General features: G+C 44.0%; 19 protein-coding genes. 13 read left to right on the top strand and 6 right to left on the bottom strand.

Going from position 1 to position 21,933, the window contains the following annotated elements; all coding sequences use genetic code 11:
* Nucleotides 1–1,896 carry an extracellular solute-binding protein gene (locus QWZ07_RS00950; protein ID WP_192852523.1) on the bottom strand — a complete coding sequence of 632 codons (1,896 nt, stop codon included), beginning with the start codon at nucleotides 1,894–1,896 and terminating at the stop codon, nucleotides 1–3.
* Between the two features lie 337 nt (nucleotides 1,897–2,233).
* Between QWZ07_RS00950 and QWZ07_RS00945 the strand changes: the two genes are divergently transcribed.
* Entirely contained in the window at nucleotides 2,234–3,277 is a 1,044-nt protein-coding gene (locus QWZ07_RS00945) for an endonuclease/exonuclease/phosphatase family protein (protein ID WP_192852522.1), read from the top strand.
* 150 nt (nucleotides 3,278–3,427) lie between these two features.
* On the opposite strand, the gene QWZ07_RS00940 is transcribed toward QWZ07_RS00945, so the two are convergent.
* On the bottom strand, nucleotides 3,428–4,051 hold the full coding sequence (locus QWZ07_RS00940; protein WP_017111889.1) for a porin family protein: 624 nt from the start codon (nucleotides 4,049–4,051) through the stop codon (nucleotides 3,428–3,430).
* Between the two features lie 409 nt (nucleotides 4,052–4,460).
* On the opposite strand from QWZ07_RS00940, the gene QWZ07_RS00935 reads away from it, so the two are divergent.
* From QWZ07_RS00935 to QWZ07_RS00905, 7 genes are all read left to right on the top strand, one after another.
* Complete coding sequence (locus tag QWZ07_RS00935) at nucleotides 4,461–4,775, top strand: winged helix-turn-helix domain-containing protein (protein WP_017111888.1); 315 nt, start codon at nucleotides 4,461–4,463, stop codon at nucleotides 4,773–4,775.
* 315 nt (nucleotides 4,776–5,090) lie between these two features.
* A complete protein-coding gene (gene rbsD, locus QWZ07_RS00930) occupies nucleotides 5,091–5,510 on the top strand; it encodes a D-ribose pyranase (RefSeq protein WP_029222043.1) in 420 nt (139 codons plus the stop codon).
* Nucleotides 5,511–5,610: 100 nt separating this feature from the next.
* The gene (gene rbsA, locus QWZ07_RS00925; RefSeq protein ID WP_192852521.1) at nucleotides 5,611–7,116 is read left to right on the top strand and encodes a ribose ABC transporter ATP-binding protein RbsA; all 1,506 of its coding nucleotides are present in this window, start codon (nucleotides 5,611–5,613) and stop codon (nucleotides 7,114–7,116) included.
* A complete protein-coding gene (gene rbsC, locus QWZ07_RS00920; protein ID WP_009844905.1) occupies nucleotides 7,113–8,105 on the top strand; it encodes a ribose ABC transporter permease in 993 nt (330 codons plus the stop codon). Before rbsA ends, rbsC begins: the two co-directional genes overlap by 4 nt.
* Before the next feature lie 127 nt (nucleotides 8,106–8,232).
* Complete coding sequence (gene rbsB, locus QWZ07_RS00915; RefSeq protein ID WP_017082396.1) at nucleotides 8,233–9,111, top strand: ribose ABC transporter substrate-binding protein RbsB; 879 nt, start codon at nucleotides 8,233–8,235, stop codon at nucleotides 9,109–9,111.
* Nucleotides 9,112–9,310: 199 nt separating this feature from the next.
* Entirely contained in the window at nucleotides 9,311–10,237 is a 927-nt protein-coding gene (gene rbsK / locus QWZ07_RS00910) for a ribokinase (protein ID WP_192852520.1), read from the top strand.
* A gap of 152 nt (nucleotides 10,238–10,389) precedes the next feature.
* A complete protein-coding gene (locus QWZ07_RS00905; protein WP_065105474.1) occupies nucleotides 10,390–11,391 on the top strand; it encodes a substrate-binding domain-containing protein in 1,002 nt (333 codons plus the stop codon).
* Between the two features lie 122 nt (nucleotides 11,392–11,513).
* On the opposite strand, the gene QWZ07_RS00900 is transcribed toward QWZ07_RS00905, so the two are convergent.
* From QWZ07_RS00900 to QWZ07_RS00890, 3 genes are all read right to left on the bottom strand, one after another.
* Nucleotides 11,514–12,305, bottom strand: coding sequence for a carbon-nitrogen hydrolase family protein (locus QWZ07_RS00900; RefSeq protein ID WP_192852634.1), 792 nt, complete (start codon nucleotides 12,303–12,305; stop codon nucleotides 11,514–11,516).
* 131 nt (nucleotides 12,306–12,436) lie between these two features.
* On the bottom strand, nucleotides 12,437–12,859 hold the full coding sequence (locus QWZ07_RS00895) for a lysozyme inhibitor LprI family protein (RefSeq protein ID WP_192852519.1): 423 nt from the start codon (nucleotides 12,857–12,859) through the stop codon (nucleotides 12,437–12,439).
* A 38-nt stretch (nucleotides 12,860–12,897) separates the two neighbouring features.
* Complete coding sequence (locus QWZ07_RS00890; RefSeq protein ID WP_192852518.1) at nucleotides 12,898–13,560, bottom strand: hypothetical protein; 663 nt, start codon at nucleotides 13,558–13,560, stop codon at nucleotides 12,898–12,900.
* A gap of 291 nt (nucleotides 13,561–13,851) precedes the next feature.
* Between QWZ07_RS00890 and QWZ07_RS00885 the strand changes: the two genes are divergently transcribed.
* The 3 genes from QWZ07_RS00885 to QWZ07_RS00875 all read left to right on the top strand — a co-directional run bounded on the left by QWZ07_RS00885 (nucleotide 13,852) and on the right by QWZ07_RS00875 (nucleotide 18,677).
* Complete coding sequence (locus QWZ07_RS00885; RefSeq protein WP_192852517.1) at nucleotides 13,852–15,429, top strand: EAL domain-containing protein; 1,578 nt, start codon at nucleotides 13,852–13,854, stop codon at nucleotides 15,427–15,429.
* Between the two features lie 192 nt (nucleotides 15,430–15,621).
* Entirely contained in the window at nucleotides 15,622–18,075 is a 2,454-nt protein-coding gene (locus QWZ07_RS00880) for a CHASE3 domain-containing protein (protein ID WP_192852516.1), read from the top strand.
* Nucleotides 18,076–18,278: 203 nt separating this feature from the next.
* Entirely contained in the window at nucleotides 18,279–18,677 is a 399-nt protein-coding gene (locus tag QWZ07_RS00875; RefSeq protein WP_192852515.1) for a hypothetical protein, read from the top strand.
* Nucleotides 18,678–18,744: 67 nt separating this feature from the next.
* Here the strand turns inward: QWZ07_RS00875 and QWZ07_RS00870 are convergent, their stop codons facing one another.
* The gene (locus QWZ07_RS00870; protein WP_192852514.1) at nucleotides 18,745–19,257 is read right to left on the bottom strand and encodes a hypothetical protein; all 513 of its coding nucleotides are present in this window, start codon (nucleotides 19,255–19,257) and stop codon (nucleotides 18,745–18,747) included.
* Nucleotides 19,258–19,348: 91 nt separating this feature from the next.
* On the opposite strand from QWZ07_RS00870, the gene QWZ07_RS00865 reads away from it, so the two are divergent.
* Together QWZ07_RS00865 and QWZ07_RS00860 are read left to right on the top strand one after the other, a co-directional pair.
* The gene (locus QWZ07_RS00865) at nucleotides 19,349–20,374 is read left to right on the top strand and encodes an IS110 family RNA-guided transposase (RefSeq protein ID WP_102353495.1); all 1,026 of its coding nucleotides are present in this window, start codon (nucleotides 19,349–19,351) and stop codon (nucleotides 20,372–20,374) included.
* A gap of 588 nt (nucleotides 20,375–20,962) precedes the next feature.
* Nucleotides 20,963–21,919, top strand: coding sequence for an IS110 family RNA-guided transposase (locus QWZ07_RS00860; protein ID WP_192854760.1), 957 nt, complete (start codon nucleotides 20,963–20,965; stop codon nucleotides 21,917–21,919).
* The last annotated feature ends 14 nt before the right edge of the window (nucleotides 21,920–21,933 follow it).

The following is a 21,933-nucleotide window of genomic DNA, read 5'->3' as shown; positions in this document are numbered from 1 at the left end:
CTAGCGACGTTTTTCAGGAAGCAAAGCCGCCTTCTCTTCTGAAATCCACCATGTATCGATACCTAAATCGTATTTAGGCAATACATCTGGACGCTCAAACTTGTCCCACATTGCAACGCGATATTCACCAACGTGCCATTGCGGGATGTTGTAGAAATTCCACTGCAATACACGGTCAAGTGAACGACCTAGTGTAAGAAGCTTTTCAGGGTGCTGTTGGTTACGCGCAATTTCTTCTGTTAACGCGTCAACCACCGGATCCATTACACCTGCAGTATTGTAAGTAGAATCAATGTAGTTAGAGTTCCAAACAATCATTAAGTTCGGGCTAGGATAAGGGTTTGCGGAAAATGAAGACGACACCATGTCGAAATCGCGGTCACGCAAGCGCTTGATGTACTGAGTGGTATCGATGGTACGGATCTTCATTTCGATACCCATGCGTTTCAGGTTCTTTTGAACAGGTGTTGCGATACGTTCTGTGGTTGGGCTGTAAATCAACAACTCAAATGACATCGGCTTGCCAGTCTTTTCGTTGGTCATCACTTTGTCTTTCAATACCCAACCCGCTTCTTTCAGCAGTTTGAAAGCGGTACGCATTTGGCTACGAATACGGCCACTGCCATCGGTTACTGAAGGTTGGAATTCTTCGGTAAACACTCTCGGTGGAATTTGATCTTTGTACTGAGACAGCAATTCAACTTCAGCTGCGCTTGGTAAGCCTTTCGCTTCATAGTCGGTGTTTTGGAAGTAACTACGAGTACGTTTGTACTGACCGTAGAACATATTCTTGTTCATCCACTCAAAGTCCATCGCATAAGTTAACGCTTCACGCACTTTAGGATCAGAGAACACAGGAGATTGAATATTGAAGACAAAACCTTGAGTCGTCTCTGGCTTCTCATGGTTGATCTCTTCTTTAATGATGTAGCCTTTGTCAAAGTTTGCGCCCGTGTATGAATTGGCCCAGAACTTAGCCGAGTTCTCGGTTCGAAGATCGAACTCCCCGGCTTTGAACGCTTCCAGCATTACCGTGTCATCGCGATAGTAATCGTACTGCACTTGCTTGAAGTTATTGCGACCAACGTTAACGGGTAGATCCGCAGCCCAGTAATTTTCATCTAAACCGTATGTGACGCTTTGACCAGATTTGTAGCTGATGATCTTATAAGGACCACTACCGACTGGCGGCTCACTTAGAGGTTCCGACAGCTTTCTGTCTTTCCAGAAATGTTTCGGTAGTACACGAGTGCTTTGCGCAAAGCTAAACAGCTTCTCGCGGTTTGGCTTGTTCATCTCAATACGAACAACCGAATCAGAGACAGCCGTTACTGACTCTATTTCTTTGTAATACACACGATATTGAGGCACACCTTCTTTCGAAAACTTATCAAAAGTGAATGCAACATCGTGAGCAGTGATTGGTTTACCATCTTGGAATTTAGCATTTGGGTTGATGTCGATTTCCATCCAAGTGAAATCACTGGCGTAGCGAACCTTTGAGGCGATCAATGGATAATACGCATCAATCTCGTCGCTCGGAGAAAACATCAAGGTATCGTAAATCTCACCCGTATAGCTAGCTGCAACGCCACGGGAGCCGAATCGATTAAAGCTATCGTACGTACCTATGCTGCCATAAGTCACTTTGCCTACTTTTGGCGCATCAGGGTTAACGTAATCGAAGTGAGTGAAATCGGCTGGATATTTCGCTTCACCAAAACCGACCAGTTGCGTGGTTTCAATAACGGTGACAGCGGGAGTTGATTCGGTATCAGAGGCGTAAGTAACGGAGGGATATAGAGCAATAAGCGGCAGCATGACTGCATATGACTTCAAATTAGACCTGAAAAACTGAGTGCGCTGCGAGGCTTTGCTTCGGAAATCTGTTCCCATTTGACTCTCCCTTCAAATGTTATGAATTCGATATTCAACTTGATTAACCGGCTTTGAATGCACACCGTTAAAACAAGTATAGGTTCAAATCTAACATCATGTAATAACTAATAAAACCATCAGCACTCCATCTCTGACGGTTTATTTACAATTAACTCGTCACCGCTCGAAGTTATTGGATGCAGTTAGCTTTGATTGCTCTAGCCTGAATGGCACAAGCCTCCACGGCTTAGATTCCTTTGGTTGGCTTCTAAAGTGAAATTTAGGCTCTAAATAATCAACAAACTATACTTTTACTGGAGTATCCTTGCAGCCTAGGTCTAAATGGAATGACACTTTGAACAAACCAAACCAAATAACATTCTCAACGTTCAACCTTTTGAACTACCTCGAACCACCGAATGCTTATTATGATTTTGAGAACATCTACAGCTTCGAGGAATGGCAGAAGAAGCAACATTGGATGGCTGAAGCGATTAAATCATTAGATTGCGATGTGATTGGCTTCCAAGAGATATTTAGCCCGCAGTCTTTAGAGCAACTGATGAGCGAGCTAGGTTACCCATACTTTGCAGTCGTCGATAACGCGCACGTTGAAGACGATTACTTGTACACCTCGCCTGTCGTTGGTATCGCATCCCGCTACCCAATTGAAAATGTACAGCCGGTTAAACCAGATTCTGAACTACTCTCAGCTTTCAACCTGAACGATAATTTTTCGTTCAACCGAACGCCTGTCCGCGCGACCATTACATTACCTCACTTAGGCTCGACCGATTGTTATGTTGTGCACTTTAAATCGCAACGTCCAACCGAACCCAAAACTGAACAACTAAAATCCTGTAGCCGCTCAGCAGATAAAAAGCCGCAAAGTGACACACTGGTTAAGCTTAATCAAGAACAACTTGGTTCTTGGCTATCGAGTGTGCAGCGCGGTCTAGAAGCTCAGATGCTTCATCAATACATCACCAATCAGCGCTATCAAACCGATCAGCCAGTTGTGTTAATGGGTGACTTTAACAAACCACTGTTTCACGATGAGTTCAAAGGACTGTTGAGCTATTCGTTGAACCGAGATGAAGCGAGTAGACATTGGTTATCGCACTTCCGCTTAAAAGACAGCTGGGATCTCTATCATCAATTGCATGAAGAAGATTTGCTCGAACAACGCAAACCAACGCACTACTACGGTGCGTCTGGATCTGTACTGGACTACATTTTGATGTCCAATGAGTTCGATTGTCAGAACTCATCGAGCTTGATGGAGATCTCTCGCTACACAGTACTCGACCATCACCTCATCAATCCCAGCTTTGAACACGACCAATTCAGTACTGACCATGCCATCGTTGCTGTCACCGCTCATATCCGCGAAGCCTAACTATTCGATTGCATTCTCAATCGAGATTCACCTGAGTTGAACATGAAAAAAGCCGCAGTTAAAAACTGCGGCTTTCCACTTTAGCTAAACGGGTTGAGCCAAACGACGCCCCATTTAGAAACCGATTTGCCGTTTAGCAAAGTGTGACACTTAAAAGTTGTAAGTTGCGCCAAAGTAAAACGAATCTAATACAACGTCTGTCTCAACTTTTCTGTAACCCTCGTTAGTTTCTACCGTAAATGCATCCGCCTCATAACCAAGCCTTAAGCTTAAAGCTGATAACCTTGGTGGGGTAAATTCAACACCGACACCATAACGTACACCAGTACCTGTATCATCAAAGTCTGAACTAGAAGGGCGAGAACCGTCTGCAAATTTCATATCTAAGTCGACAGAAGATAAACCGATAATACCAAATGGACGTACGCCATTATTAAATGTGTATCCAAGATTCGCAGCTACCGATGCCATTTTAGGTGTCCAGGTGAAACCATCGTTTTTATCAGCTTTATTTTTTGCTACTACGTCACCGTAGTCTGTGTATTGAAGCTCAATTGATACGATGCGATTGAACTTATAGCCAGCAATAACTCGGTAAGAGTTATCTTCCGCTTCAAAAGTCACAGGCGCTATAGTTGATGAAACTAAGCCACCATCATCAATACCAGATGTACCGATTGCACCACCTAGGTAGAAGCCTTTGTCTGATGCCATTACGTTGTTTGCTGCAAATGCTGACATCATCGCGATGCTTAGAATAAATTTGTTGTTCATTACTGCTTAACCTTAATTAGTGCAAATCAAAATTGTTGCAACTTCCCTGCTACACAATCTTGTTAGAGTTATCCGACACCCCGTCGAATTCGCCAGCAGGTTAAGCTCACCGAAAACAAAAAAATAAATAAAAATATAATCACTTTGTAATTTCAAACAACAGAATCAGTAAAAACAAAATAAGCACCTGATTAATAAGTAAATAAAAACCATACATTTCGAGAAGAAATCCTCTCGCCGATTTTCAAACCATCCCATTTTTAGATTTTATTCGCGCGGACTTACGCATGCTTACTTTCAACAGTGACGTTTTTTTGCATAATCCGCGCGCTTTGATCATTCGCACACTTAGATAGCAGCAAAACCATATTCAATCTCGACCATTCAAAATAAGACGAACAACAGCACAATGAACCAGACCATAGACCTCAACGGCTTAATCATTGATACCGACTCTCGAACCATTACTAATCAGCAGGGAAACAAAATCACTTTGCGCCCTCACCTTTTAGCAGTGCTCTGTTTATTGCTAGAAAATGCGGGAAGACCCATTTCGAGAGAACACATCGTTGATATCTGCTGGGGCGGTCAACTCTCCTCTCCCCACATTCTGGCCAACGTCGTTTATAACCTACGTAACGTCTTTGCACGTTTGAGAGTTCCACACATCCAGATAATTACCATCAACAAGTTTGGTTACGCGTTATCGGTTGAACCCACCTAAGAGAATTGGACGGGTATCAATTAAGGCAAGCGACATGAAGAGAACGCCCTTAACGCTACCCTTGTAACCTTACTTCTGTGGACGATTGAAACACGCACTATGAGCTCGTTTTATTCGTGTTTATGCAACTAATTGAGGTGACTAAGATCACCAAAAAACAGCCCATCGAAACGTTTCGATGATCGTTATCACACTCTAAAACAATCAAACGTGCAAATGATAAATCAAACACTATTATCACTATCGAAACGTTTCGATGGCTTTTTCTTGAGTTGTTCTCAACCCATTAAGCGTTATTTTTCGATAGGTCGTGATATGAAAAAAAGTACTCTAATTAATTCTGAACTCTCTTACTTAGTGGCGACTCTTGGCCACACAGATGAAATCACGATTTGTGACGCAGGCTTGCCGATTCCAGATCACGTAACTCGCATTGATCTTGCCTTAACTCATGGTGTTCCGAGCTTTCAGCAAACGGTAAAAACCATGCTGGATGAATCTCAAATTGAAGGCGTTGTGATTGCAGAAGAGTTTGCGAAAGTAAGCCCAGAACACCACGCTGCGCTGATTGATTTAATAAAAACTGAAGAAGCGCGTTGCGGCAAACCGCTTTCGATTACCTACATCACTCATGAAGAATTCAAAGAGCGCACGCATGAAAGCCGCGCGGTTATCCGCACAGGTGAATGCACGCCTTACGCTAATGTCATTTTCCAAGCTGGCGTAACCTTTTAACTTAAGCAAAACGCAACGACAGCTCAGTGTCATCACTGAACCAAAAACAATGCATATACAGAACAATCAAATACAACTGGCCCCGAGTAAAGGAACCGACATGACTCAAGCCATTTTAGAACTTAGCTCAATTGAGAAAGCCTTCCCTGGTGTGAAAGCACTGGACAAGGCAAGCCTCAACGTTTACCCAGGACGCGTAATGGCGTTAATGGGCGAAAACGGTGCAGGTAAATCAACGCTCATGAAAGTGCTCACCGGCATTTACCACTTGGATGGCGGCACTATCGCCTACCAAGGTAAACCCGCGGCATTTAAAGGACCGCGTGATTCACAACAAGCCGGCATTAGTATTATTCACCAAGAATTGAACCTAATTCCAGAACTAACCATCGCCGAGAACATCTTCTTAGGTCGTGAAATCACAGGGACTATGGGTCGTATTCTTTGGAACGAAATGTACCAAGAAGCGGACAAGCTACTTAAACGTCTTAATGTAAAACACAGCTCGAAAACACTTTTAGGTCAGTTAAGCCTTGGTGAGCAACAAATGGTAGAGATAGCGAAAGCCCTATCGTTTGAATCTAAGGTCATCATCATGGATGAGCCAACGGATGCACTAACCGATACCGAAACTGAGTCGCTATTTAAGGTGATCAACGAGCTGCGTTCCGAAGGCTGCGGCATTGTTTACATCTCTCACCGCTTGAAAGAGATCTTCGAGATTTGTGATGACATCACCGTGCTTCGTGACGGTAAGTTCATTGGCCAATGTGAAGTAAAAGACACCGATGAAGATGGCCTAATCGAAATGATGGTTGGCCGTAAGCTGGACGAGCAATATCCACGTATCGGCCAAAGCCACGGTGAAACCTGCCTTGAAGTGATTGGCCTGACGGGTTCTGGCGTTCACGATGTGAGCTTTACGCTAAAGCGCGGCGAAATCCTTGGTGTATCTGGGCTGATGGGCGCAGGTCGTACCGAACTGATGAAAGTGATTTACGGTGCCCTTCCGAGTGAACGCGGCGTCATCAACTTAGAAAACAAAACCATCAACCCTGTAAGCCCGAAAGATGGCTTGGCGAATGGCATTGCTTACATCTCTGAAGACCGTAAAGGCGATGGCTTAGTTCTAGGGCTTTCGGTGAAAGAAAACATGTCTTTATGTTCACTGGATCTGCTTACAAAAAGCGGTCAAATCCAAGACAAAGACGAAGTAATGGCGGTTGATGACTTCATCAAACTATTCAACATCAAGACCCCGACTCGCGAGCAAATCATTGGTAACCTTTCTGGTGGTAACCAACAGAAAGTGGCTATCGCTAAAGGCTTGATGACAAAACCAAAAGTACTGATTCTCGACGAACCCACTCGTGGTGTCGATGTCGGTGCTAAGAAAGAGATTTACCAACTCATTAATAAATTCAAAGCCGACGGCATGAGCATTATTTTGGTCTCATCTGAAATGCCAGAAGTGTTAGGAATGAGTGACCGCATCATGGTGATGCATGAAGGCCGTGTAAGCGGTGAATTTGATGCTAAAGAAGCAAACCAAGAATTATTACTGGCGTGTGCGGTCGGTAAAAAGATCAACGAGGACGCAGCATGAGTACTAAAACCATGAGCAAAACAACTGAAACTGAAGCGCCAAAGAAGAAACCATTAATCAGCAAAGAATGGCTGATTGATCAAAAGTCATTGATTGCTTTGATTTTCCTGATTGTCGTCGTTTCTTTCTTAAACCCGAACTTCTTTACTGTCGACAACATCCTGAACATTCTGCGCCAAACCTCGGTTAACGCAATTATCGCTGTAGGTATGACGCTGGTTATCTTAACCGCGGGAATCGACTTGAGTGTTGGTTCGGTACTGGCACTTTGTGGTGCATTCGCTGCCAGCATGATTGGCATGGAAATCCCAGTGATGATCGCAGTGCCAACCGCTCTAGTAGCAGGTGCAGCATTGGGTGCAATCAGTGGCGTGATTATCGCCAAGGGTAAGGTTCAAGCCTTCATCGCAACGCTTGTAACCATGACTCTACTTCGCGGCGTAACCATGGTTTACACCGATGGTCGTCCTATCTCGACTGGCTTTACTGACACAGCAGACGCATTCGCTTGGTTCGGTACAGGCTACGCAATGGGCATCCCAGTTCCAGTATGGATCATGGTCGTGGTGTTCGCAGCGGTATGGTACCTACTTAACCACACTCGCTTTGGTCGCTATGTTTACGCTCTGGGTGGCAACGAATCAGCAACTCGCCTATCAGGCATCGATGTAGACAAAGTGAAAATCGGCGTTTACGCAATCTGTGGTCTGTTAGCAGCGGTGGCTGGCATCATCGTGGCATCTCGTTTGTCATCAGCTCAACCTACCGCAGGTATGGGTTATGAGCTAGACGCCATTGCAGCCGTTGTTCTTGGCGGAACAAGCTTGGCCGGCGGTCGTGGCCGTATCATGGGCACATTGATTGGTGCTCTGATCATCGGTTTCCTAAACAACGCCCTAAACCTATTAGACGTATCTTCTTACTACCAGATGATTGCAAAAGCAGTGGTTATTCTTCTGGCGGTATTGGTCGACAACAAAAACAAATAAAACCTATTCACACTCTAGGTTAATACAAGTAACACCCTGTTTTACCTTAAAATATTAGAATCTATAAATAATGTAACTACGAGCTAGGACTCACCTCCTAGCTCACCCTACACAAAGGACTTACACCATGAAAAAATTAGCGACTCTTATTTCTGCTGCTCTTCTTTCTACAACGGTATCTGTGTCTGCACAGGCGCAAGATACAATGGCAATCGTTCTGTCTACATTGAACAACCCATTCTTCGTAACCATGAAAGATGGCGCAGAAGCGAAAGCGGAAGAGCTAGGCTACAAGCTTATCGTTCTTGATTCTCAAAACGACCCAAGCAAAGAGCTTTCGAACATTGAAGATCTAACCATTCGTGGTGTTAAAGCAATCCTGATTAACCCAACGGATTCAGACGCTGTGTCTAACGCTATTCGTATTGCTAACCGCTCAGACATTCCAGTACTAACGCTAGACCGTGGCGCAAGCCGTGGTGACGTCGTGAGCCACATTGCTTCTGATAACGTAATCGGCGGTGAAATGGCGGGTCACTACATCATGGAAAAAGTGGGCGAGAAAGCGAAAGTAATCCAACTTGAAGGTATCGCAGGTACTTCAGCAGCTCGTGAACGTGGTGAAGGCTTCATGAACGCAGTAAACGGCAGCGACCTTGAACTTCTTGCAAGCCAACCAGCTGATTTCGACCGAACTAAAGGTCTGAACGTAATGGAAAACTTGCTTGCTGCAAACCCAGACGTACAAGCTGTATTCGCTCAAAACGATGAAATGGCACTGGGTGCACTTCGCGCAGTTCAAGCTTCAGGTAAAGACGTAATGATCGTTGGCTTTGATGGTACAGAAGATGGCATCGCTGCAGTTAACCGTGGCCTACTAGGCGCAACGGTTGCACAACAGCCTGACCTAATCGGTTCTCTAGGTATCGAAATGGCAGACAAAGTACTGAAGGGCGAAACAGTAGAAGAGTACGTACCAGTACCTCTAAAAATCATCGCTAAGTAATAGTTACTAGATAACGCGATATAAAGCAGGGGTCCCCTATCCCCTGCTTTGCTTAACTCATTAGCTCACTGACTCAAGACAAAAAGCAAAAAACCGACAGTGCATCGCTGTTTCTCATCCGCCGCTAACAAAGCGAGCAATCAACGCAATGAGAAAGACCCATGCATTTTCAAATACGATATATCATAAGGCTCGTATCATGACTCAACTGATTGTTTTAGGTAGCGTTAACGCTGACCACGTACTGCAAGTTCCTTCGTTCCCTCGTCCGGGTGAAACCTTGATTGGCGGTAACTATCAGGTCATCCCTGGCGGCAAAGGCGCAAACCAAGCGGTAGCCGCTGCGCGATTAAACGCAGACATTGGCTTTATCGCCTGTGTTGGTGACGACCCATTTGGCATCAATATTCGTCAAGATTTTGCTAAAGATGGCATCAACATCGACAGTGTTATCGTTGCAGACAACACACCGACAGGCATCGCGATGATCCAAGTATCCGCAACAGGTGAAAACAGTATTTGCCTTTCTGCTGAAGCCAACAACAAGCTGACTTGCGATCAAATCGAACCGCACCTAGAGAAGATTCGCAGTGCTAAGTACCTACTGACTCAGCTTGAAACACCGATTGAAGGCATTGAATATGCTGCAAAAGTAGCAAAAGAGAGCGGCACTCAAGTGATTCTAAATCCGGCTCCTGCTCGTCCATTATCAGATTCATTGCTTGCTTGTGTTGATGTGATTACACCTAACGAAACCGAAGCTGAAGTACTAACAGGCATTACCGTGACGGATAGTGCATCCGCTCATCAGGCAGCTTTGGCTCTGCACGCGAAAGGCATCGAGACGGTGATGATCACACTTGGCGCAAAAGGCGTTTGGGTAAGTAAAAACGACAAGGGTGAGCTCATTGCAGGGTTCCGCGTTGAAGCAACAGACACAACCGCTGCGGGTGATACCTTCAACGGCGCATTGGTAACAGGCTTGCTTGAAGACATGCCACTTGAGCGAGCGATTAAGTTTGCTCATGCCGCGGCTGCTATTTCAGTGACTCGCTTTGGTGCACAAACCTCCATTCCAAGCCGTTCTGAAACCGATACATTTTTGTCAGAGCAATTATCTGCCTAACTTGATACCCATTTGAAGGCTTAACTCCTGAGCGAAACCGCAGTTAACGGATGTTAACCTTCAATTTCGGTAACAACAAATAACAAGCATAAGCCCCTGTTTTCGGGCAGAATATCGCGCAACGTGGCAAGTTACTCCCACAAGGATTTTTTATGGCAACAATGAAAGACGTCGCTCGGCTAGCAAAGGTTTCAACTTCAACCGTCAGCCATGTGATCAACAAGTCACGTTTTGTCAGTGAAGAGATTGCTGAGCGTGTTAACAGTGCGGCTAAAGAACTCAACTACGCACCGTCTGCATTGGCTCGTAGCTTGAAAATGAAGCAAACCAAAACCTTAGGCATGCTAGTTACTACCTCTACTAATCCATTCTTTGGTGAGGTAGTAAAAGGTGTTGAACGTCGTTGTTATGAGAAAGGCTACAACCTCATCTTGTGTAATACAGAAGGCGACAGCGAACGCATGAAATCATCTATCGATACCTTGCTGCAGAAGCGTGTCGATGGCCTAATGCTGATGTGTTCAACCCTTGAGGGCGAGCACATTGATGTATTTGAACGCTACCCAGAATTACCTATCGTTGTGATGGACTGGGGCCCAATGTTGTTCGCGAGCGACAAGATCCAAGATAACTCGCACCAAGGTGGTTACATGGCAACCAAGCACTTGATCGATAACGGTCATGCTCAGATTGGTTGTATCACCGGCCCACTTCACCGCAATCAAGCCTCTTCTCGTTATCAAGGCTTCAAACAAGCGATGGAAGAAGCGAATCTAGAGATCAATCCTAAGTGGATTGTTGAATCAAACTTCGAATGCGATGGCGGTTTTGACTCTTACCAAACTTTAAAAGCGCGTGGTGAAATGCCATCAGCACTGTTTGTTAGCAATGACATGATGGCAATGGGTGTGATTCACGCTGCGGCTCAAGATGGCACATCGATTCCAAACGATCTTTCGATCATTGGCTACGATGACATCCACTTATCTAAATACATGACCCCAGCTTTGAGCACTATCCACCAGCCAAAACACCGTTTAGGTAAAGCGGCAGTAGATACTCTATTGAACCGACTCAAAACTCCTGATGCGTATCCGCAGGTTGTTGAGTTAGAGCCAACGCTAGTTGAACGAAGCAGCGTAAAAGCCATTTAAAGCGCCTTTTTACAAATCTAAGCAACTGTTCTAAACAACAGATTGAAGAAACAGACCCAAACAACAAAGGGCAAGGTTATCTAACCTTGCCCTTTCGATTCTATTGCGTTTCACTTGTCTTGTTAACGATTCAACGCAGACGCTATCTGCTGTATTTCGTCTAACACATCAACACCATTGTATTGAGGCGCGATAGACAAGTCTTGAATATTGATCGTTTCAACAGACTGATGCTCTCTGAGTTGAAGCATTAAATCTCCCTTCGGTGAATAGGCTCTACTGCCGCCACAATATGTTGCGGTAAAAGCATCAACCACATCTTGTCCAACGCGATTACAGGTCACGATATGGCACCCTTCCTCCAAGGCTCTCGCTTGAGCAATGGCAAAACTATGATGTCCGCCAAAATTCGCAGGATGAAGAATAACGTCTACCGACTGATACGCTCTCATGATCTCTGGGAACCAAATATCAAAGCAAATAGCGACACCGAACTTCAAGCCTTTGTATTCAAAAGTAAGAAGTTCACTTCCTCTAGAAAAGTACTCTTTGTCGAATTTCGTTTGACTGACTTTTCTGTATTTATGAAGCAAACCTGAACCATCAACCACCACAACGCTGTTGTAATACTGGCCATCGTCTTTCTCAGCGACACCCGCTACGATTAACGTCCGATGTTTCGCGGCAAGAACAGTTAACGAATCAATGCTCGGGCTGTTATTGAAGTCTTCACACAGTTCATGAATTTCTGCAGCCTCGTTAAATATATACCCAGTGGAAAAGAGTTCAGGCAACAACGTGATATCACCCACTGCCGTCTCGGCTTCTAAAAGCTCAGAGAGTCGCGAGATGTTCATTTGTTTGTTTTTGTATTCAACTTCAAGCTGAACAAGGGTGACGTTGACATTATCCAAAATCGAATCCTTACTGGGTAACACTTCAAACTTGATACTAAGAACGACAGGGTAAGATAATCCCCTATCGCTTGCTGACTCGAGCGCCAATGGTTGAAGCAAGCGCACACTCCCATAAGCACTCAGTTCATCTACTTCATCAGCTTGGGCTCTGGCAAAACTGGTGGTGTGCTGTCCATGTAGGTTAAGAAGTTTTCCCACACCTCATGCGTTCTTTGTTTAGTCAGCTTAGTTTTGCAAGAAAGCGCCATAAGACCTCGAATTGAACCATCACGCCATTGGGTATACACCGAGTCACAATGTGCCGTCATGTAAGCTTGCCAACTGTCTTGAGCCATCTTGATTGAGCTAACCAACTCCGCATCATAAGCATTGTGTTCAAAGCTCGCTTCAAGATATTGTTCAAGTTCCACTTGTGCAGTTTCCAACTCAACCGATGCACAGTGATTGATCTCTATGGTATTCATTGCATTCTTGCAATCGACAACATCATCGGATGCTGATGCAAGCAAAGGTAAACACGTTAATAACACGACCGTTAAAGCCTTTTTCATTATTTATCCCTAATTCAAAAGCACATATATGCGCCCTATTAATACCAAGCGTTACGAATCTTAACGACATAAGACGCCAATTGCTGGTAACTATGTTTAGGATTATGTCCAAAAACCACAAGAGCATACAACCACAGAACAAGAAGCATGGAAAACAAACCTGACTGGAAACCATCTAGATACAACTCAGGTAGCAAGTCGACTACCTTTTGATAGTTCACAATTGAAATTGTTGTTTTACTGCTAATCAACTCATACGTTACATTTATTGGGCTGACTATGGCCCAAACTAAAAACCACGACACGCCTGCGACAGGCACTAAACTCAGTAGCGGCTTAAGTTGCTTAATTGGAAAAATGAAATACAAAAGCATAATCAAATATAGAACGGCTAAAAATAAGCTCCATGCGTTAACGCTGACTTCAAAAATCCGATAACGCTCATCGAGATACATGACTAACACTACCGCCCCCAATACACCAAGCGATAATAATTTTCCCACATACCTCGTTTTAGAAAACCTAATCAGTACATAACCAATCACAAGAAGGAAGCACGAAAGCCAAGCTAACACTTCTGGTTTGGTCTCAAAAATACGAGGTGTTGCGGAATTAGACAAAATAAGGATCGCGTAAGTAGGAGCAATCAACAAATAGGCGATGAACACACGCAGCAACATCCAAATCATATTTTTTATCATTATGCTCAAATCTATCCACTCGCATTACTTCAAAAATTACAGTTCTCTATTTGATGATAAAAAACCGACAACAATCCGCTTCATCAAAAAACGCAAAAGTACTGAACAAAAAAACGACACACTCAACCTTGGAAGCATATCTAACGTTCTGATTTTTATAGTAAGACGATAAAACACTCTATTTCAATAAATAACACGTGCGCACATTCACACTATTTATGCATTGCATCGCTATCGTTAAATTTATAAATTAACTTGAATGCTCACCCAATCGGTAACGCTTCTCCAACTATGGATATCAAGTACCAACATTTTGCCAAGACTTCGTTCTACTTTGCCATCTCTTTCTTTTTTTCTATGGCATTGCTTATCCCTTTTACACCGTCTCACTACCAGAATTTAACCGAAGACACATCGAGACTTGTCGAAACAAGGCTTGAGAGCATCCAATCAAGATTCGACCTTTTTTTATCAGGCATCACACCGAGCCATACTTGCGACTCGATGGTTAGACAGCTTCGCCAAACTGTATTTGATGCCGATTGGGTAAAAGAAGCCGCGGTATTCAATAAAGACGACCGTTTTTACTGCTCAACTACCGATGGCGAAGTCTCGTTTCGCCTCTACAGCACCATCAGACAAAGACTCAATGACGACCCTAACTTAACAACCTTGTCGTATTCAAATTCAGCGATCACTCAAGTGCAATCCATCATGCTTATGTTCTCGAATAAGGACGATGCAGGAGTGAGCCTAATGATTCCGCCACATTTCATCTATGACACTGTAGATACGAACCTTAACAACCATGGCATTCAGGCCAAAGTTGAGGTGATCAAGAGAGATATCCACCCATCTGATATCGATCCGTCCATCGCCAAAGTACGGATACAATCGAACATCTACCCACTTACCATCACGTCATACATTGGGTATCAATATTATTGGAACTTCATGTTGAGCTATTTGTGGTTTGGCTTTTTGATGGCAGGAATTACGACCATTATTCTCCTTTCTATCAAACATAAAAAACAGAGCCAACGTAGCTTAGAGTACTCGCTGTCTAGCGCGCTCAAAAACAAACACCTACATGTTCACATGCAACCTATCGTCAACCGAAACACAACAGAAATTGTAGGCTGTGAATCGCTGCTCAGGTGGAACGACCCAATTGAAGGTAATGTATCCCCTGCTATCTTCATTCCTCTGGCAGAAAGTTTAGGGTTGATTGAAGACCTAACCTACTTTGTGTTGCGTGAAGTGTTAGACACATTGAAAAATCATCGCGAACTGTTTGAGTCAAAATATATCAGCGTCAATATCAGCCGAAACGTTGTCTCCAACAGTAACTTCGCCAACAAAGTCATTAGTATCTATAAGAAGAACCCAGACATTCTTAAGCAAGTCGTTTTTGAAGTGACAGAAGATGGCGAGTGCTCTGATGCTGATATGGTCAAAATCAAAAACAACTTAACCAAGCTTGCAGATTTAGGCGTGAGAGTCGCGATTGATGATTTTGGTACTGGGTATGCGGGCTTGGATTTTGTGAGACAGTTTCCGTTCAGTATTCTCAAAATCGATCGCGTGTTTGTGAAAAACATTTCGGACGAATCGAGCCTTGGTATCCCTTTACTCGAATCAATGCTTCAGTTGTCACGCACTCTAGGCATGCTGGTAATCGTTGAAGGGGTTGAGTACGAATCCCAAGTGAACATCTTGTCTAAACTGGGCGTCGACTATATCCAAGGCTTCTATTTCTACAAGCCAATGCCAATCAACCTGACGATAAGCTTGCTCAGACAGCAATATGTAGATTCTAGCCAACATCAAGAGTCATCGCCGTCTAAAACAGCATTAGAACAACCCTAAATCGAGTCTATTCCCTCAGTTACTCTTGATGTTTTCCAAACTCCTCAAGCAAATAGAGCTAGAGCATTGTTTTTAGTGCCCTAGCTCTACTTTTAGTTATCTGCCTTACCCAACCGCACTCTATGCATTTGTACACCTAATAATCTAACCTACAATAACAATAGGCCCTTAGTGTATGGAATACGTGTCTCTATGTTTGCGAGTTGGTTTGATGATATATCCCTACAACGAAAGCTATTAGTCAGTTTTTTCACCCCTATTGCGCTAATGGTTCTAGTTTCGTTCTCTGTCCATCAAAACACCCAATCAATGGTCGAAGATAACCACTGGGTAGTTCATACGCACAAAGCCATTGCACGAGCTCAAGAGCTTCTTAACCTAGCGATTGATATGGAAACAGGCCAACGTGGATACCTGATTACTGGTGATCCTGTGTTTTTGGAGCCTTACCACCTTGCGCTTGATGTTTGGAATCAGAAAGTGAATACACTGAGCAGTCAAATCAGTGATAACCCGAGCCAAGTTGAACGGCTCAATCGCATCGATGCTCTTCACGAAGCGTGGTTAACAGAAGCCGGAGAAAAAGAAATCGCTCAACGCAGTCTCGTTGGTAATAGCAACACCACAATGCAGAATGTTATAGAGCTGACGCAGAAACAAACCGGAAAGAAAATCATCGATGAGATTCGTAGCGAGATAGCCGAATTCATAGAAATTGAACAGACACTCATTCAGGTTCGAGTTGAAAAATCTGACAAATCCGCCAATCAAACCACTTATGTGCTGCTTCTAGGGACACTTTTTTCAACGTTTATTTCACTGAGCGTAGCCGTATGGTCATCAAACCGAATCAATAAACGTATTCTCCTCCTTCTCAATGCAGCAAACCAAGTGTCGGCAGGACATTTAAAACAAGTCGCTTCAACGCTAAAACGTAATCCTTCAATGAATGGTAAAGACGAAGTTGCTCAGCTAACCCAGAGTTTCCATAAGATGGCGACCAACCTGGTTAAAAGTGACAATCAGATGCAAGCGTCGAATCAAGCGCTGATCGCTGAACGTAAAAAAGCCGAAGCGGCAGCCAAAGCTAAAAGCGAATTCCTTTCAACCATGAGCCACGAAATACGCACGCCAATGAATGGCGTGCTGGGCATATCTCAAATCATCGCAGCGCAAACTAAAGAGCCATCAACCAAAGAGAACATCGATATTATCCTTGATTCTGGTCAGCATCTCATGACCATACTCAATGACATTCTCGACTTCTCTAAAGTCGAAGAGAATAAGCTCGAACTAGAAATCGCTCCGTTCAATTTTAATCAAGTCATTCATCCAGTTAGAGGTGCAATCAAACCTTTGGCCGATGAAAAAAGTATCCGTTTGATCGTCGAAAACGAAATCCCTGAAAACATAGAGCTCATTGGTGATTGCGCGAGACTTCGCCAAATCTTGTTCAATCTAGGCGGAAACGCGACCAAATTCACCAACGATGGGCACGTTCTGATTCAATCGGCACTCAACAAACAAGAAAGCCGACTGCTTCTCACTGTTACCGATACCGGGATCGGCATTCCGAAAGATAAGCACCAACACGTCTTTAATTCTTTTGAACAGGCAGACACATCAACGACGAGGAAGTTTGGCGGAACAGGGCTCGGGCTCGCTATCGTAAAGAACTTGGTGGAGTTGATGGACGGTCAAATCACCTTGAACAGCGCTGTAGGGCTTGGCACTAAATTCCAAGTATCATTACCTATCAAGTGGCAGGAAAGCCAAGCAGCACACACTGCCCCGAACTTAATCAGCACAACAGAACCTTCCAAGAACCCACTGAATGTTCTACTTGTCGAAGACAACCGCATTAACGCCATTGTTGCCAAAGGATTCTGTGAAAACCTTGGATACAATGTCGAGTTGGCTGAAAATGGAAGAATCGCCACCGAATACCTAAAAACCGCTGAATATGACCTGATTTTGATGGATAACCACATGCCCGAAATGAATGGCGTTGAGGCAACTCAATATATCAGGCAACAGCTTGGTTTAGAGACTCTGATCTTTGCTTACACTGCCGATGTTTTCCGTGAAGCGCATGACAGTTTCATTGAAGCGGGTGCAGACCATATTTTAACTAAGCCCTTGCAACAAGAGAGCTTCTTCGATGCGTTGCAACAGTTTTCGACGCGCTTACCTCAACACCCCAAAAGCGACCAAACGGCTTGCCAAACAAGTAACGTCATAGAGCTACACCGAGAACCCATTGAAAAGCTTCGACTGACAGAAGAAGAGATAAGCCATTCTGATGTCATTCAGTCGTTCAAGGAGAGTCACGACCGTTTAATCATACTCTTAGAGTCAACAACCGTAGAGTTTGAACAATCCATCGACCAACTTATCAAATTCTATATGACCAAAGATCTAGCCCTGTTGAGCCAAACTCTACACTCGATTAAAGGGATGGCACTCAACCTAGGGCTTAGCATCTTATCTAATCAAGCCCTGACTCTAGAGACACAAACAAAGAACCAACAACTGCCCGATATCGAGCAACTACAGAAGCTGATCAACCGCATCTTGGTCAACGAGCATCAAGCGCAGAGAATGATCATTGCCTACGCTCCGCAATTACCTAATCGAACAGGCTGAGTGCGGACGAGTAATCAACATCACTCCTTTATTAGCGGGAAGTCCTACTCAGTCACCATTACCGCTATCCAATTGGCAACCAATCACCAGACATTCCTTGTTACATAAGGCACTCAAAAACAACGAAAGAAAACGCGAAGACGATGGGTCTCCTTGGAGGAACATTTAATTCATCGCAACGTTGAGTGCATAAAAGGAATATCATGGAAAAGACACTTCAAACCAAACTGGCGACCAGCCTACTGCTATTGCGAGTCGGCATTTTTATCGTCTTCTTGTTCTGGGGCTTGGATAAGATTCTAGTGCCAGAGCACGCTACAAAGGTGCTGTCTGGCTTTTACGGCATAGACATTTCGGACAACGCAATAATGGCTATGGGTGTCGCTCAGCTCGGCTTTTTAGGCGCATTCGTTGTAGGCATGTGGAAGAAGTATACCTATGGTGCCATTTTAGTCCTGCATGCAGGTTCAACTTTCGCCTCTTTTGGAAAATACATGGACCCGTTCAATAACCTACTGTTCTTCGCTTCTTGGCCAATGCTCGCAGCCTGTATCGCACTGTTCTTACTTCGCGACTACGACACTTACAGCGTTGCCAACTAACACAAAGGGCGCCGTTATTGGCGCCCTGTTTGGTTTGTTTGATTATTAAACGTTTGTTATAAGCCGACTAGAACTGCATAACTGAGTTCTTTAATACGCAACCATTTTCAAAATAGGTAAATTGAAACTCTCTTTTTTGGTAATCGACAAAGATAAAAACACCCAATTTATAGCCACAAACATGTTTCTCGTTGTACTGCCCGTTTTCATATGTAGGCCGAGTCAGCACCGTCAATCGTTCGCAGTCATCGACAGTTTCTTGTTGTTTTCGTCCTGATTTTTTCATTTCAATAGCAATAAGGTTATCTTGTTCTTTAACTCCCCGGCTATGTAATAGAAGATCACAACAAATAGTGATTTCTTTATAGTCATCATTAACCAAGGTTTTCTTTGCACCCTTATTTCGATTGTATTCTACGTCCGCAAAATAGCCGTCAAGACCACTGTTATTTGCAACTTGCTCTAGCTGAAACGCTAACCTAGAGCATAAGCATCTTTCTGAAACTTCTGATTCAACTAATGACAAATCATGATGTAGAAATGCTTCAAAGCCAGCATTAAATAGTTGTTGGTACTTCATAATTTCCTCGTAGGCTTATAACGAATGACATGGATTCCCCCTACCGAGAATCTGCCACACTTATGTGGTACTTAAATGCATCGGAGGCACCATGTCTGATTATTCTTATTTCTGCGGTATCGACCTAGCTAAAAACCACTTTAGTCTTCATGCCGTAGACCAAAATGGTAAGGTCATACTTCATAAGTCGGTAACTCGCTCTAAACTACTGACTACAATAGCAAATATGCCACTCATGCGTATAGGCGTTGAAGCGTGTGGTGGTGCACATTATTGGGCAAGAACACTCAATAAACTCGGTCACGACGCCCGTATTATGGCCGTTAAATACGTAGTTCCTTATCGAACTAAAGGGAAGAACGACCTTAATGATGCTGTTGCTATCTGCGAAGCTGTTCAGCGTCCATCTACTCGCTTTGTGCCCATAAAATCCCCCGATCAACAAGCCATCCTATCGGTACATAGAATGAGAGAGCATTGGGTTCGTGAACGCACCGCGCTTATGAATCGCATGCGTGCCCTACTCTCTGAATTCGGGTTGATCATTCCTGTTGGCCGCTCTTCGTTAATGAAACACGTTCCCTTAATGCTCGAAGATGCAGAAAATGAACTGCCACACCTCGCAAGAACAGTCATTGCCGATGCTTATCACCACCTTGGTGAATTGAATCAACGTATCGCCGATACAGAGCAAGTCTTTGACTCTTTTGCTAAGGTCAGCGCTAATGTTCAACGAGTGATGAAAGTTCGAGGTATTGGGCCGCAAACCGCTACTGCTATACTTGCTTCGATAGGCAATGGTTCTCAATTTGATAAAAGCCGTGATTTCTCTGCTTGGCTAGGACTAGTACCAAAGCAATATTCCACAGGAGGAAAACCTCGGTTAGGTCGGATAACCAAACACGGCGACAAATACTTACGAACACTATTAGTTCACGGCGCAAGGACCGTGATTGCCAACCTTGGCGACAAACAAGATAAGTTAAGTCAGTGGTGCAGAGGCGTTCTGGAACGAAGAGGAATGAACCGAGCAATAGTGGCACTTGCCGCGAAGAACGCACGAATTATATGGTCGCTTTTACACAATCAAACAGAATATGAAAACTATGCTGCTTAAGTAAAACCTTAAGCAGCATAAAGAGTTAAACCCACCGGGTCATTGCAGACGCTAATGATGGAGATAGGTTAAGACCACTTGCGGAGAGCCTGTTAATGCGGCGGACACACTAGATGTCATCTAACGAATAAGGCACCGCAGTCGCGCAAGTCATCAGGGCCACGACGTATGCGAATCGTCGATAAGTAGGCCGAATGTAGAGCGGCAGACCAAAACCCATCAACATAAGTTTAGCGGGTGTTTGACAACCTGGGGGGAATCCATGTAGCCGCATTAAGGTGTGAACAACGCGACCACGAAATTCAACCTTACCACCGTAAATACTGAACTCAACGATGAAATGAAAAATGCCAAGCGTTGAGAATCACTCTTAAATGCTTTGTATGGATAATAAGCACTCCAATCGGGTAATGTGAGACCCAGGCTTTAGCTGCAACTAAAGCTTTCTATGTAGCAGTTCGTTTAAATGCTGGCTCCTCTATCGAGAGACCGATAACAAACATGAACGCTACATAGGACTTCAAGCATAAACCTCGAATAGTCGACTGGGTCTCGAACCCGCATTACGCAAGCATGAGTTAGCTTATTATGAATACCAAAATCAATCAAAGCATCAACGTTGGAGTTGATACTGGCAAAACACAATTAGACATCCACATCAGGCCACTAGATCTATTTTTCTCAGTAGAGAACAATGATAAAGGCATCAAAAAAGCACTCAAAACGATTAAAAGTCACAGTCCTGAACGAATCGTTATTGAAGCTACAGGCCGATTAGAAATGCCTTTTGTTCTTGCATGTGCAGAGGCTCAATTACCAATTGTCAGAGCAAACCCTGTCCACATAAAACGATTCGCTGGTGCTATTGGCCGCAGAGCCAAAAATGATCGTTTAGATGCAGAGTTGATCGCTCACTATGGAGAAGCAATCAAACCAGCTCTTACTGTCATAAAGCCAAGAAACATACGCCTAATGAGTGACTTAGTCATTCGCCGAAACCAGTTGTTATCCATGCAAACAATGGAAAAGAACCGAATCCAGATACTTCCCGCCTCTCTCCATCCGACTATCAAACCAATGCTAACCACGATAAAAAATCAAATCACCAAGTTAGAAGAAAAGCTCGTTAAACTCATTGAAGATAGTCCTGAATACCAGGCTAAAAACACAATATTGCAAAGCGTCCCAGGAATAGGAAACATTGCCGCCGCATCAATAATTAGCAACGTACCTGAACTTGGTTACATCACGAATAAACAAGCGGCATCACTGATTGGTGTCGCTCCAATAACACGCGAAAGTGGGCGCTACAAAGGTAAGCGCGTGATCCAAGGAGGTCGAGCGCAAGTACGCACTGTGTTATATATGGCAATGATGTCAGCCATGCAATGTAATCCTGTTTTTAAAGCGACATATCAGCGACTTTTAGGCGCTGGTAAACCAAAGAAAGTCGCTATTATTGCATGCGTGCGCAAGATGGTTGTGATCTTAAATTCAATGCTCAGAGATGGTGTTCTATGGGATGAAAACAGCGCCAAAAATTAACTATTGACGCCATA

Source organism: Vibrio lentus (assembly GCF_030409755.1).
GTDB lineage: Bacteria > Pseudomonadota > Gammaproteobacteria > Enterobacterales > Vibrionaceae > Vibrio > Vibrio lentus.
The sequence above is the reverse complement of the archived record's forward strand: the minus strand, read 5'-3'. Positions and strand labels throughout refer to the sequence as shown.